Source organism: Pseudomonas protegens CHA0, assembly GCF_000397205.1.
GTDB lineage: Bacteria > Pseudomonadota > Gammaproteobacteria > Pseudomonadales > Pseudomonadaceae > Aquipseudomonas > Aquipseudomonas protegens.
In genome coordinates, this window is sequence record NC_021237.1 from 6199654 (window position 1) to 6213920 (window position 14267).

The 14267-nt window shown below is 63.3% G+C and carries 12 protein-coding genes; 1 reads left to right on the top strand and 11 read right to left on the bottom strand.

Features of this window, described 5'->3' with window-relative positions:
- Positions 1–960, bottom strand: coding sequence for an ABC transporter permease (locus tag PFLCHA0_RS31780; RefSeq protein WP_011063804.1), 960 nt, complete (start codon positions 958–960; stop codon positions 1–3).
- A gap of 52 nt (positions 961–1012) precedes the next feature.
- Positions 1013–2614 (bottom strand): ABC transporter substrate-binding protein, encoded by a 1602-nt coding sequence (locus PFLCHA0_RS27815; protein WP_011063805.1) that lies wholly within the window; start codon positions 2612–2614, stop codon positions 1013–1015.
- A gap of 238 nt (positions 2615–2852) precedes the next feature.
- Between PFLCHA0_RS27815 and PFLCHA0_RS27820 the strand changes: the two genes are divergently transcribed.
- Complete coding sequence (locus tag PFLCHA0_RS27820; protein ID WP_015637243.1) at positions 2853–3293, top strand: Rrf2 family transcriptional regulator; 441 nt, start codon at positions 2853–2855, stop codon at positions 3291–3293.
- Between the two features lie 152 nt (positions 3294–3445).
- Here PFLCHA0_RS27820 and trpE read toward each other — a convergent pair whose 3' ends face one another.
- The 9 genes from trpE to PFLCHA0_RS27865 form a co-directional block, all read right to left on the bottom strand.
- Positions 3446–4933, bottom strand: a complete 1488-nt coding sequence (gene trpE, locus PFLCHA0_RS27825; RefSeq protein ID WP_011063807.1) for an anthranilate synthase component I — start codon at positions 4931–4933, stop codon at positions 3446–3448.
- A gap of 71 nt (positions 4934–5004) precedes the next feature.
- The gene (locus PFLCHA0_RS27830) at positions 5005–5823 is read right to left on the bottom strand and encodes a phosphoglycolate phosphatase (protein WP_011063808.1); all 819 of its coding nucleotides are present in this window, start codon (positions 5821–5823) and stop codon (positions 5005–5007) included.
- Positions 5820–6494: a ribulose-phosphate 3-epimerase gene (gene rpe, locus PFLCHA0_RS27835; RefSeq protein WP_011063809.1), complete on the bottom strand. Its 675-nt coding sequence runs from the start codon at positions 6492–6494 to the stop codon at positions 5820–5822. Before rpe ends, PFLCHA0_RS27830 begins: the two co-directional genes overlap by 4 nt.
- A gap of 80 nt (positions 6495–6574) precedes the next feature.
- Positions 6575–7723 (bottom strand): iron-containing alcohol dehydrogenase, encoded by a 1149-nt coding sequence (locus PFLCHA0_RS27840; RefSeq protein WP_011063810.1) that lies wholly within the window; start codon positions 7721–7723, stop codon positions 6575–6577.
- Positions 7724–7840: 117 nt separating this feature from the next.
- Positions 7841–9286: a membrane protein gene (locus tag PFLCHA0_RS27845; protein ID WP_011063811.1), complete on the bottom strand. Its 1446-nt coding sequence runs from the start codon at positions 9284–9286 to the stop codon at positions 7841–7843.
- Between the two features lie 73 nt (positions 9287–9359).
- Complete coding sequence (locus PFLCHA0_RS27850; RefSeq protein ID WP_011063812.1) at positions 9360–10508, bottom strand: iron-containing alcohol dehydrogenase; 1149 nt, start codon at positions 10506–10508, stop codon at positions 9360–9362.
- Positions 10509–10705: 197 nt separating this feature from the next.
- Entirely contained in the window at positions 10706–12079 is a 1374-nt protein-coding gene (locus PFLCHA0_RS27855; protein ID WP_011063813.1) for a sigma-54 interaction domain-containing protein, read from the bottom strand.
- Between the two features lie 102 nt (positions 12080–12181).
- Positions 12182–13006 (bottom strand): ABC transporter permease, encoded by an 825-nt coding sequence (locus PFLCHA0_RS27860; RefSeq protein ID WP_011063814.1) that lies wholly within the window; start codon positions 13004–13006, stop codon positions 12182–12184.
- 13 nt (positions 13007–13019) lie between these two features.
- On the bottom strand, positions 13020–14267 hold the full coding sequence (locus PFLCHA0_RS27865; RefSeq protein WP_011063815.1) for an ABC transporter permease: 1248 nt from the start codon (positions 14265–14267) through the stop codon (positions 13020–13022).

Below are 14267 nucleotides of genomic sequence, written 5' to 3' on the forward strand. Positions count from 1 at the left end.
TTACCCCTTCGGATGCATCAGGCGTGGGTTGCTGGCAATCGACAGCACGTCGGCCGTGGTATTGAGCAGGATGTAGGTGGCGGCGAAGATCAGGCTGCAGGCCTGCACCACCGGGATATCGCGCTTGGACACCGAGTCGACCAGTAACTGGCCGAGCCCCGGATAGACGAACACCACCTCGACCACCACCACGCCGACCACCAGGTAGGCCAGGTTCAGTGCCACCACATTGATGATCGGTGCCAGGGCATTGGGCAAGGCGTGGTGGAAGATGATCCGCGCCTGGCTGATGCCCTTGAGCCGGGCCATCTCGATATAGGGGCTGGCCAGCACGTTGATCAAGGCCGCGCGGGTCATGCGCATCATTTGCGCGACCACCACCAGGCTCAGGGTCAGCACCGGCAGTAGCGAGCGCTCCAGCACCTCGGCGAACGATGCCCCCGGAGCCAGGTTGGAGATACTCGGCAACCAGTTGAGCTTGACCGCGAACACCAGGATCAGGATATAGGCGACGAAAAACTCCGGGAACGACACCGCGCTCAGGGCGCTGGTGTTGAGCAGGCGGTCGAACCAACTGTTGCGGTACAGCGCCGCGAGCATGCCCAGCAGCAAGGCTACCGGCACCGACACCAGCGCCGCCAGCAAGGCCAGGGTAAAGGTGTTGCCCAGGCGCGTGCCGATCAGCTCGGCAATCGGCCGCTGGTTGGCCAGCGACAGGCCCAGGTCACCGTGCAGCAGTTGCCAGGCCCAGTGGCCGAAGCGGGTCAGCGGCGGCAGGTCCAGGCCCAGTTGGGCACGGAAGGCAGCGACGGTCTCGGGAGTTGCCGCCTGGCCGAGCATGGCCTGGGCGACATCGCCCGGGAGCATGCCAACGGCCAGGAAGATGATCACCGACACCGCCAACAGCGACAACAGGCCCAGGGCCAGGCGCTGGAGCAACAGTTTGCAAAGGCTATTCACCGTACAGCTCCTCGAACAGGATCAACGAAGAAAGGTGCAAAAAGTGTCGGGCTTACGCCTGCCACCAGCGCTCGATCAAGCGCAGGCCGTCGAGCTCGCCATAGGGCGCGGTCAGCCCGCCGTGGGCCACGCGCTTGGAGCGTGCGGCCACGGAGCTTGCGAACAGCGGCACGATCGCCCCGCCCTCGTCACGGCACAGGGCCTGCATTTCGTTGTACATCTCCTGGCGCAGCGGCGCGTTCATCTCGCCGCGAGCGGCGTTGAGCAGCTGGTTGAAACGGGCGTTGTCCCAGTGCGTCTCGTTCCATGCCGCGCCCTTGGCGTAGCCGATGCTGAACATGCGGTCGGCGGTCAGGCTGCTGTACCAGAACGAGGTGGTGAAGGGCTGCTTCATCCACACATTGGAAAAAAAGCCGTCGGCAGGTTCGCGCACCACGTCGATGTCGATACCGGCCTGGCGTGCCTGCTCCTTGAACAGCACCGAGGCATCCACCGCGCCGGTGTAAGCGGCATCAGAGGCCTGCAGGCGCACCTTGAGAGAGTCGACCCCGGCCTGGCGCAGGTAGAAACGCGCCTTGTCCGGGTCATAGCCACGCTGCTCCAGGGCGCTGTTGATGAAGCGACTACCGGGCTGGATCGGGTGGTCGTTGCCAATCTGGCCATAGCCATAAAGCACCGAGGCCAGCAGGGTTTCGCGGTTGATCGCATGTTTGAGCGCCAGACGGATGTTGTTGTCCTGGAACTGCTGGCTGTCGGTCAGCATCGGGAAGGTGTAGTGCTGGGCTCCCTTGGTCTCTTCGATGACCAGATTGGGGTTGCGCTTGAGCAAGGCGACAGTCTTGAGATCGACCTTGTTGATCACATCGACCTGGCCGGTGACCAGGGCGTTGACCCGCGCGGCGCCATCGGCGATGGCCAGCAGCTCGGCGCTGGCGAAATGCGCGCGGCCGGCTTTCCAGTAATCCGGGCTGCGCTCAAGGTCCATGCGCACGCCGGGTTCGAAGCCCTTGAGGCGATAACCGCCGGTGCCGATCCCGGCCTGCCAGTCGGCGGCGCCGTCCTTGGCGGGCATGATCACCAGGTGATAATCGGCCACCACGTAGGCGAAGTCGGCATTGCCCGAATGCAGTTCGAACACCACGGTGTCATTGCCCTGGGCGCTGACCTTGGCAACATCGCCGAGCACGGTCTTGGCCGCCGAGGTGGACTTGTCGCCCAGGTGATGCCCGATTGAGGCGACCACATCGCCGGCATCCAGAGTCTTGCCGTTATGGAAGGTCACCCCCTGGCGCAAGGTGAAGGTCCAGATGCGTGCATCGGGGCTGGATTCCCAGCGCTCGGCAAGCTCGGGGATCGCCGTGCCATCGACGCCGATTTCGCTCAGGGTGTTGTACACCGCCGAGAAACCGACAAAGGTAAAGGTGTCGCTCCATGAACCTGGATCACGAGAATCGGTAGTACTGCCACCGGCCAGGCCCATGCGTAGCACGCCGCCCGCTTTCGGGGTGGCCTCCCCGGCCCAGCCGCGTTGCGGCAAGCCCATTGAAAACGCCCCGGCCACGGCAACCGCCGCTGCGCTGTACTTGAGAAAATCCCGACGCGGCAGGCCGCTGTCGTGCATCGCTTGAGTTATTTTGTTGTTGTTATCGCTCATGGCATTGCCTCTGTTGAACCGCAGAGAAAAGGATTCAGCCGACCTCGCACGCACTGATGCTAAATATTTGTAATTGTCATCGTGACAAATACATTAAGCTCAAAAACAGGTCGCTGCCAATCCCCTTCTCTTTACGAGCGAGGCTCTTGCTAGGCGGGGTTTTGTCAGTACTATCGGTTCGAAGGGGCAGATCGGAATGTCGCTACTGCCCTACCACTGAAGAGAGAATTCAAACTAGATGAGTCAGTCGACCCGCCTGATCACCGCCTCATACATCCTCTCGTTCGTAGCGGCCAACGCGCCGCAGAGGTTGCGTACCGAGACCATTGCCAAGTGGGTCAAGACTCATCCCACCCGGGTACGCAGTCTCGTGTCGTTGATGGTCAAAGCCAATATTCTGAAGTCATGGCGCGGCGCCCACGGCGGCCTGACCCTCGCACGCCCAGCCAGCGATATCACCTTGCGTGAGGTCTATGACGCCGTACAGGAAAGCTCGCTGATCGCCGAGAAGATCGACAACCCGTTCTCAGGCATGGAAGAACATTGCAAGGTATTCGATGTATTCACCCGCCTGTTCGCCATGCTTGAAGCCAACATGCGCCTGGACCTTGGCACTATCACCGCAGACCAACTGTTCGTTGCCTTCGAAAAGCCGCAGGAAAATATCAGGCAGGCCTAAGACCTTAGGGCGCAATGCTCGGGACCTTCATCAGCGCAACAGCTGGGCGCTTATCGCTCCCGCGCTCGATTGATATACACCACAGCACTGGATTTCATGAGGACCTGATAGACATCAGGATCCTCATAAAACCAATCAACGACAGCAACTCCTCAAGCCTTGGATGCAGGGGTCTGTTCCGCCAGTGCCACGGCACGGAACATTGCGCGACGCTTGTTCAGCGTCTCTTCCCACTCCAGGGTCGGCACCGAGTCGGCAACAATCCCGCCGCCGGCCTGTACATGCAGCTCGCCGTTCTTGATCACCGCCGTGCGAATGGCAATGGCGGTGTCCATGTTGCCGTTCCAGGCGAAGTAACCCACGGCGCCGCCATAGATCCCACGCTTGACCGGTTCCAGCTCGTCGATGATTTCCATCGCACGGATTTTCGGTGCGCCGGACAGGGTGCCCGCCGGCAGGATCGCCCGCAGCGCATCCATGGCCGTCAGCCCGGCCTTGAGCTGGCCGGTGACGTTGGAAACGATGTGCATCACGTTGGAATAGCGCTCGATGACCATCTTTTCGGTGAGTTTCACCGAACCGATTTCCGAGACCCGACCGGTGTCGTTGCGTCCCAAGTCGATCAGCATCAGGTGCTCGGCGATCTCCTTGGCGTCCGACAGCAGGTCCTGCTCCAGGGCCAGGTCCGCTTCCTCGGAGGCGCCCCGCGGGCGGGTACCGGCGATCGGCCGCACAGTGATCAGGTTGTCTTCGACCCGCACCAGCACTTCCGGCGAGCTGCCCACTACATGGAAATCACCGAAGTTGAAGAAGTACATGTAAGGGGTCGGGTTGAAGCAGCGCAGCGCCCGGTACAGGTCGATGGGCGCCGCCGAAAAATCGATGGACATGCGCTGGGACGGCACCACCTGCATGCAGTCACCGGCCAGGATGTATTCCTTGATGGTGTCCACGGCCCGTTCATAGTCAGCCTGGGTAAAGCTGGAGCGGAACAGCGGATCGGCGGCCAGCTGCTTGCTGAAATCCAGGCCCGGACGCGGAGTGATCGGCTGGCGCAGTTGCGCCAGCAATTCCTGCAAACGTGCCTGGCCGGCTTCGAAGGCGTTGTCCTGGCCAGGGTCGGCCAGCACGATGGCGTGCACCTTGCCCGCCAGGTTGTCGAACACCACTACCGCGTCGGAGACCATCAGCAGGATATCCGGCACACCGATCGGATCCGGGTTCGGGCACGGGCCCAGGCGCGGCTCGACATAACGCACGCAGTCATAGCCGAAATAGCCCACCAGGCCACCGTTGAAACGCGGCAGGCCGGCAATGGTCGGGACGTTGTAGCGGGCTTTGAATTCCTCGACGAAGGCCAGCGGGTCGGCCACTTCGTGACTTTCGATCTCCACGCCATCATGGGTCACGCTGACCTGGAAGCCGTGCACCCGCAGCACAGTGCGGCACGGCAGGCCGATGATCGAGTAACGCCCCCATTTCTCACCGCCCTGCACCGACTCCAGCAGATAGGAGTTGGGCTGGTCGGCCAGTTTCAGGTAGATCGACAGCGGGGTATCGAAGTCGGCAAGGGTTTCGCAGGCCAGCGGGATACGGTTGTAACCGGCTGCGGCCAAACGCAGGAATTCTTCGCGAATCATGGGGTGCCTCGTGGCTTGAGGGTCTAACAGTCAGGTATGCAAACGTGCCGGCGGGGCCGGCCAGACAAAAATCAGGCGCGCCAACGCCAGCGGGCCAGGGCCTTGATGACTTTCATCCAGAGTTTGCGAGTGACCACCACGATGGAGTTTCCAGAATGGGATGGAACAGCGTCGGGCAACGTTATCTCAGCGGCAGGTTCTAAGCAACCGGGGATCAGCGCCCGCAGGTTGTCGATCACCAGCGCCGGCGACTCCTCGGCAATCGGCCGGCCGTGGTTGTAGCCGTAGCTCAGGGCGACGCACTTGACCCCCGCCGCCTTGGCTGCCAGCACGTCACTGCGCGAATCGCCGACGAACAGTGATTGCGAGGCCGGCACGCTGGCCATCTTCATCACAAAGAACAGCGCCGCCGGGTCGGGTTTCTTCTGCGGCAGGGTATCGCCGCCGATGATCCAGCGGAAATACCGACCGATTTTCATCTGGTCCAGCAAGGGGGCCACGAAACGCTCGGGCTTGTTGGTAATCAGGGCCATTTCCACGCCCTGCTTGTGCAGCCACTTGAGAGTCTCGCGCGCACCGGGATAGACCACGGTCAACTCGTGGCTGTCCTCGTAGGCGGTATTGAACAGCTCCAGCGCATACTCGGCCTCGACATCGTCGACACCCTGGGCCTCCAGGCTGTTGGCCAGGGCCCGGCGCACCAGCATGGGCGCACCGTTGCCAACCCACTCACGCACCGCCTCGACACCGGCAGGCTTGCGCCCCAGCTTGAGCAGCATCTGATCCACGGCGGCCGCAAGGTCCGGTACCGAATCGACCAGGGTGCCATCCAGGTCGAACATCACCAGCCGTGGCAGGCGCCCCTGGAACAGCTGCTCAAAGGCGCTCATGGTCGCGCCAACGCCAGTTCGGCACGCATTTTCTCGATGACTTCCTGATAGTTCGGCGCATTGAAGATCGCCGAGCCTGCCACAAAGGTATCGGCGCCTGCGGCAGCGATTTCGCGGATGTTGCCCACGTTCACCCCACCGTCGATTTCCAGGCGGATATCCCGCCCGGAGGCATCGATCAAGGCACGAGCCTCACGCAGCTTGTCGAGGGTGCCCGGAATGAACTTCTGCCCGCCAAAGCCCGGGTTGACACTCATCAGCAGCACCATGTCGACCTTGTCCATCACGTACTTGAGCACGTCCAGCGGAGTTGCCGGGTTGAACACCAGGCCGGCCTTGCAACCGCCTTCGCGGATCATCTGCAGGGAACGGTCCACATGCAGCGTGGCTTCGGGGTGGAAGGTGATGTAGGTGGCGCCCGCTTCGATGAAGTCACCGATGATGCGGTCCACCGGAGTGACCATCAGGTGTGCATCGATCGGCGCGGTGATCCCGTACTTGCGCAGCGCAGCGCAGACCATCGGGCCGATGGTCAGGTTCGGCACATAGTGGTTGTCCATGACATCGAAATGCACGATGTCGGCGCCGGCGGCCAGGACATTGTCCACTTCCTCGCCCAGACGGGCGAAGTCGGCGGAGAGAATCGACGGAGCAATAGCGAAGGGCTGCATGACGCACCTTTTTTGAGCAGAATCACGATGGCGCGCATTGTATACCTCATGCTTTGGAGCGCACACCGTAACCGCGATGATCAGTAGGCCGCGCGATAGATCTTCTCGATATCGGCGGGGCTCAGCCGGCGCGGGTTGTTGCGCATCAAGCGCTCGATACCCGCGGCCTCGACGGCCATGGCCGGGATCGCATCCTCGGGCACGCCGAAGCTGCGCAAGCCGCTGGGAATTTCCACCGCCGCACACAACGCTGCCATGGCCTCCACTGCCCGGTCGGCCGCCTCGCTGGCGCTCAGGTGCGCGGTCTGTACCCCCATGGCCTCGGCGATATCCTGCATACGCTCGACGCAGGCCATCTTGTTCCAGGTCATGACATAGGGCAGCAGCAAGGCATTGCTGACCCCGTGGGACATATGAAAGCGTCCGCCCAGGGGATAGGCCATCGCATGTACCGCACCGACCCCGGCATTGCCGAAGGCCATGCCGGCCATCAGGCTGGCAGTGGCCATGTCCTCCCGAGCCTGCAGGTGAGCCGGGTTGGCAAAGGCCTTGGGTAAAGCCTTGACGATCAGCTTGATGGCGCCGATGGCCAGGGAGTCGGTGATCGCGGAAGCATTGAGGGACAGGTAGGCCTCGATGGCATGCGCCAGGGCATCGACGCCGCTGGCCGCGGTGACACGCGGTGGACAGGTCAGGGTCATCTGCGGGCTGACCAGGGCCACGTCCGGCAGCAGGTAGTCGCTGATGATGCCTTTCTTCAATTGCGCGACCCGGTCCGAGAGGATCGCCACATTGGTCACTTCCGAACCAGTACCTGCGGTGGTGGGAATGGCGATCAGCGGCGGCCCCTTGCGCGGCACCTGGTCGATGCCGAACAGGTCCTCCAGGGCGCCGTGATAGCCGGCATAGGCCCCGACACTCTTGGCAATATCGATGGCGCTGCCGCCGCCCAGGCCGATCAGCCCGTCATGCCCACCCTCGCGGTACACCTGCATGCAGTCCTCGACGATAGCGATTTCCGGATCGGGCTGCACCCGGTCGAAGACTTCGTAACTGCGTTCCCCCAGGTGGGCCAGCGCCAGCTCCACCGTGCCGGACCTGAGCAGGGCAGTATCGGTGACGATCAGCGGGTTATCGACATCCAGGCGGGTCAGCTCGGCAGCCAGTTGCTCGATGGCGGTGCTGCCGGTCAGCAATTTATGGGCGATCTTGAAAGAGGAAATACTCATGTGCGCAGCCTCTTATATAAAGGTGGGAGCCGGCACAAGCGTAGCTGGGGATTGCGCAACCGGGCTGTCGCGATGCCCGATCGGCATCACGACAGTGCTCACGTTACCCGCGAAGGCTCATGCCACCTCGCTTTCCACCGCCCGGGCGGGCTTGGCCTGGGGCCCTGGCTGGGCACCCGGGACGGGAGTTGCGTCCGCGGCGCCCAGGTCCTTGCTGAAAGTCCGGTCGTTCTCGCCCTTGAAGAAGTTCTTGCCGTAGATCAGCAGGCACAGCACCACGCCAATGGCAAAGCCCCAACTGGCGCCCTTGATCGCCAGCACTGCACCGATCACCCCTGCGATGCCCAGGTCACGCTGGCTACGGGCCTCGAGAATGCCCAGGCGCACGCTGACGTAACCCTGGATCAGCAAGGTCAGCGCCAGCGCGACCCCGAGAATCGGCTGCACCAGGGTCACTACCGGCAACAGCAGCAAGCCGGTGTTGGTGCCCCAACGGAACGAGCCCATGCCGCCATAGATCGACTTCATGGCCTTGGGCCCGCCCTTGAAGCGCTCGATCACCACCACCAGCATCGCCGCCCATTTCGGCCCGCACATGGCAATGTCCGGACCGAAGATGCTCATGAATGCGTTGCGCCCGCCGAAGATCAGGTGCGAGCGGTCCGGGTCGTAGTCGACCTTTTCGTCGGTGCGGATCTGCTCGGCCTCGTCCAGCAACACCTTGGCGCTGAGCACATCGCCAAAGACGATGATGTACACCGCGAGCATGGTTGGCAGCGCGCTGATGAACATCGACAGCGGCGGCATGCCCAGGCCGAACACGGTGTAGTTGTTCCACAGGCCGATGAAGTCCGGCTTGCTCAGGCCCCACTGGATGGTCGGCCACGGCGCTTCACCGAACAGCGGCGCCAGCACTACCGCCAGCAGGATGATCGGCAGGATGCCCAGCTTGGCGAAGTTCCACCAGAAGCGGTTGCGCAGCTTGAGCTGGGCAAAATGCTGGGAAAAGATCAGGTAGAAGGCAATGCCGATGGCGATGGAAATGGTCCAGGGAAAGCTGTCGAATTTGCCGCCCACCTGGAACACCGCGGTCACCGCACTGAGCCCGGCGCCGACAATGATTCCCGACTTGATCGCCGAGGGCACGAAGCCCACCACCTTGCGTGCCATGCCGGTGGCCCCCAGGGCGATGGAGAACACCCCGAGCATCAGCTGGAAGGCAATCAGCGCGTGGACACGCTCCGGGCCCACGGGAAACTGCGCGCAATAGGCCATCAGCAGCGGCACTGCCGGGGTGATCCAGCCGGGCACCACGGGGTCGCCCAGCAGATGGTGGGCCAGGTACAACAGGCCGTTGAGCATGACCACGGCCAGGGCCATCTCGAAGGGCATGCCGAGGAACTCGGTCATCAGTGGAATGGCCGCCAGGTCGACGGCGCACATCAGCAAGCCTTGCAGGTAGTCCGGCAGCTCGAATTTGTAGTGGATAAAGGGCAAACGCACCTTGAACGGGCCAAGGGCGATGTACGGCGTTTCGTGCCGAGTGTCGGAAGGCGTTGGCATCAACTGCACCTGTCTTATTGGTATTGGTGGCGGTGTAAAGCGGCCCGCGCCAGTTGGCACGGGCAAGGATCGATCAATAGGCAGCCCGGTAGATCTGCTCGATATCGCCGGGGCTCAGTTGGCGCGGGTTGTTGCGCATCAGCCGCTGGATACCCGCCGCTTCCACGGCCATGGCCGGGATCGCGTCCTCGGGCACACCGAAGCTGCGCATGCCCGTGGGGATGTCCACCGCAGCGCACAGCGCAGCCATGGCCTGGACCGCCTGCTCTGCGGCCTGGCCATCACTGAGCCCGGCGATCGGCAGGTCCATGGCCTGGGCGATATCGCGAAAGCGCTCGACACAGGCCATCTTGTTCCAGGCCATGACGTAGGGCAGTAGCAGCGCGTTGCTCACCCCGTGGGCGATATTGAAGCGCCCGCCCAGGGGATAGGCCAGGGCATGCACTGCACCGACTCCGGCATTGCCGAAGGCCATGCCGGCCATCAGGCTGGCGGTGGCCATGTCTTCCCGGGCCTGCAGGTTGGCCGGGTTGGCGTAGGCCTTGGGCAGCGCCCTGACGATCAGGCGGATCGCGCCCAGGGCCAGGGAGTCGGTGATCGGCGAACCGTTGAGCGACAGGTAGGACTCCACCGCATGCACCAGCGCGTCGACGCCACTGGCGGCGGTGACGCTGCGCGGGCAGGTCAGGGTCATCACCGGGCTCACCAGCGCTACGTCCGGCAGCAGGTAATCGCTGACGATGCCCTTTTTCAACTGGGCCACCTTGTCCGAGAGGATCGCCACGTTGGTCACCTCCGAACCGGTGCCCGCAGTAGTAGGAATGGCAATCAGCGGCGGCCCCTTGCGCTGCACCTGATCCACCCCGAACAGTTCTTCCAGCGCGCCTTCATGGCCGGCGAACGCCGCCACCGCCTTGGCGATATCAATGGCGCTGCCGCCGCCCAGGCCGATCAGGCCATCGTGGCCACCGGCCCGGTAAGCCTGGGTGCAGGCCTGGACTATGGCGATTTCCGGCTCCGGCTGGACCTCGTCGAAGATCCGGTAGGCGCGCCCGCCCAGGTGGGCCAGGGCCAGATCGACGGTGCCGGACTTGACCAGGATCGCATCGGTGACGATCAGCGGGTTGCTGATCTGCAGGCGCGCCAGTTCGGCGTCCAGCTGCTCGATGGCGCCCTGGCCGGTAATCAGTTTGTTGGCAATCTTGAACGCAGAGATACTCATCAGCTCGGCCTTGTTTAATTGTTGTGGCAAGAGCGCCGTCAGGCGGCCACTCTCGAATGGGCTCGCAGGCTGTAGAGCGAAAGCTGTGCCAAGATACGCAAAGCCTTGATCTACAAGGCTCTGGAAGGAAATCCAGGGGAATGACCGGGCCGTCGCGATTGAATTGCTGATCGCTGCAGGCAGCTCTGATCAGAATCCTAATCAGAGTGTTCCCAGCGCTTCATCTTCTGCACCACCGTGGCCTGGCTCACCCCCAGCGCCTTGGCGGCCAGGCGGGTGGTCTTGTGCAGTTGCAGGGCCGCGCGAATCGCCTGGCGCTCGGCGTTCTCCAGCACCTTGCGCAGCGGCAGGCGGCTGTCGTCGGTGTTGCGGGCCTGTTGCTCGATCAGGTCCTCCGGCAGGTCCAGGGCCTCTATCACCTGGCCGGAGCAGGTCACCACCAGGCGCTCCACCACGTTGATCAGCTCGCGGATGTTCCCCGGCCAGGCGTACTCGCCCAGCAGTTCCAGGGCTTCCAGGCTCCACTGCACCTGACGCTGATAGCGCTGGTTGAAGTGCTCCAGGTAGTACTCCAGCAAGGGGCCGATTTCCTCGCTGCGCTCGCGCAGGGCCGGGATCGCGATGGGCACCACATTCAGGCGGTAATACAGGTCGGCGCGGAACTTGCCCTCGGCCACCCGCTGCTTGAGGTCGTGATGGGTGGCGCTGATGATGCGCACATCCACCTCCTTGAGCTCCAGGCCGCCCACCGGAATGAAGCGGTTCTCTTCGATGACCTTGAGCAGCTTGACCTGCACCGCCAGGGGCAGATCGCCGATCTCATCGAGAAACAGCGTACCGTTGTGTGCCAGTTCCAGCAGCCCGCGCTTGCCCTTGCTGCCAGCACCGGTGAAGGCACCCGGGGCATAGCCGAACAGCTCGGCCTCGATCAGGTTCTCCGGCAGCGCCCCGCAGTTGAGGGCCAGGAACGGTTCGCGGGCACGAGCACTGGCGTTGTGGATAAATTGCGCCACCAGGGTTTTACCCACACCCGTCTCCCCTTGCAGCAGCACCTTCACGTCGCAGTCGGCCACTTGCCGGGCCTGGGCAAAGACCCGCCCGGAAACCTCCTGGTCGGCCATCAGCGGTGATTGCAACAGGTCGTCACGCTGGCCCGCATGCAGCCGCGCAGTGCTGGTGCGCAGCTGCTTGAGCTGCTGCAACTCGTCGCGCTCGCGCTTGATGCGCAGCAGCTCGGTCATGTCGCGCACGGTGCTGACCACATAGCGAATGCTCTGGTCGGCGGCGAGGATCGGCGTGGCACTGACCAGCAACTTCTTGCCGTGGCTGAGGCTCTGCATCACCGACACCGGCCGACCGTCCTGCAGTACCCGTAGTGAAGCGGACTGGGAAATCACCCCGCTCTTCACCAGCTCCTGCATCGGCCGCCCCAGCAGCTCGGCGCCGTTCAGGCCGGTGAGGCGCTCGTAGGCCTGGTTGACCTTGAGGGTCTGGCCCTGGCCATCGGTGATGTAGACGCCGTCATGCAGCGCATTGAGCAGCTCTTCGAAACTGGCATCGTTGAAGTTCACCCGCGACTCCACAGTAAGCATGGGAAGCGCGCAGTTTACGGGTGAACGACATGCAGAGGGGACGGGGCGGCCCAGACCTTAGTACAAGGCCGCCCAAGGGGCTCAGGCCTGAGCCGTGCGCAGTTTCTCGCTGCGTCCGCGCAGCCATTCCAGGGTCAGCAGCAGGATCACCGAGAAGGCGATCAGCAACGTGGCCGCAGCGGCGATGGTCGGGCTGAGGTTCTCGCGGATGCCGCTGAACATCTGCCGCGGCAGGGTGGCCTGCTCCGGGCCGGCGAGGAACAGGGTCACCACCACTTCATCGAACGAGGTGGCGAAGGCGAACAGCGCGCCACTGATGACCCCGGGGGCGATCAACGGCAAGGTCACCCGGCGGAACGTGGTCAGCGGCGAGGCGCCCAGGCTGGCCGCGGCCCGCACCAGGTTGTGGTTGAAGCCCTGCAGGGTTGCCGACACGGTGATGATCACGAAGGGCACCCCAAGCACCGCGTGCACGATGATCAGCGAGAAAAAACTGTTGCCCATGCCCAGCGGGGCGAAGAACAGGTAGCTGGCCACACCAATGATCACTACCGGTACCACCATCGGCGAAATCACCAGGGCCATCACCAGCGCCTTGCCGGGGAAATCACCGCGGGTCAGGCCGATGGCCGCCAGGGTGCCGAAGACCATGGCCAGCAAGGTTGCGGCCGGCGCCACGATGACGCTGTTCTTCAGCGCGCGCATCCACTCGGCAGAGGCGAAGAAGTCCTGGTACCAGTGCAGCGAAAAGCCCTGCAGCGGGTACACCAGGAAACTGCCGGAGTTGAACGACAGCGGGATGATCACCAGCACCGGCAACACCAGGAACAACAGGATCAAGCCGCAGAGAATCCGCAAGCTGTAGAACCAGACCCGTTCGACGGGCGACATGTAGGGGCTCAGCATTTCGATTCTCTCCTTAGCTCAGGCGCAGGCGGCTTGCGCCCACCAGCCAGCTGTAAATCAGATAGAGCACGATGGTCGCCAGCAACAGCAGGCCGCCCAGGGCCGTGGCCATGCCCCAGTTGATGCTGGTGTTGGTATAGAAGGCGACGAAGTAGCTGACCATCTGGTCGTTCGGGCTGCCCAGCAATGCCGGGGTGATGTAGTAACCAATCGCCAGGATGAACACCAGCAGGCAACCAGCGCCGACCCCGGCGTAGGTCTGCGGGAAATACACCCGCCAGAAGCTGGCGAACGGATGGCAGCCCAGGGAGATCGCCGCACGCATGTAGGTCGGCGAGATGCCTTTCATCACGCTGTAGATCGGCAGGATCATGAACGGCAACAGGATGTGCACCATGGAGATGTAGACCCCGGTACGGTTGAACACCAGTTCCAGGGGCTTGTCGATCACCCCCATGGCCAGCAGCGCGCTGTTGATCAGGCCACCCGATTGCAGCAGCACGATCCACGCCGCCACTCGCACCAGGATCGAGGTCCAGAACGGCAGCAGCACCAGGATCATCAGAAGGTTGCTCTTGCGCGCCGGCAGGTTGGCCAGCAGGTACGCCAGGGGATAGGCCAGGGCCAGGCAGATGGCGGTGATCACCAGGCCCATCCAGAAGGTGCGGGCGAAGATGTCCAGGTAGATGGACTGGTCCGGGGTGGCCGGCGCCAGTTCGCCCAGGTCGTCGATGCGATGGTCCACCGCCGCCAGCAGGTAGTACGGGGTCAGGCTGCTGGTGTTGCGGCGGATCGCCTGCCAGTAGGCCGGGTCGCCCCAGCGCTCATCCAGGCTTTCCATGGCTTCTTTATAGGATTCGGGCTCGGCCTTGAACGGCAGGGCGCGAGCGGTCTTGGTCAGCAGGCTGCGGTAGCCGGCCAACTCCATGTTCAGGCGCTTGGACAGGTCGCCCAGGGTCTGATTCTTGCGGGCGTCCGCCAGGTCTTCGCTCAACGCCTTGTAGGCCCCTTCAGCGGGCAGGCCACGACCGTCCCAGGCACTCACGGCCGCCACAGTACGCGGCATGCCGCCGACCACTTCCGGGTTGCCGACGCTCTTGTACAGCAGCGCCACGATCGGTACCAGGAACACCAGCAGCAGAAACAGCACCAGGGGCGCGATCAGCGCCTGGGCCTTCCAGCGGTTGACCCGCTCGGCACGGGCCAGCCGCTGCTTGAGGGTCGGGCCGGTGACCGCGTTCAGGGGAACGGTGATGGTCAT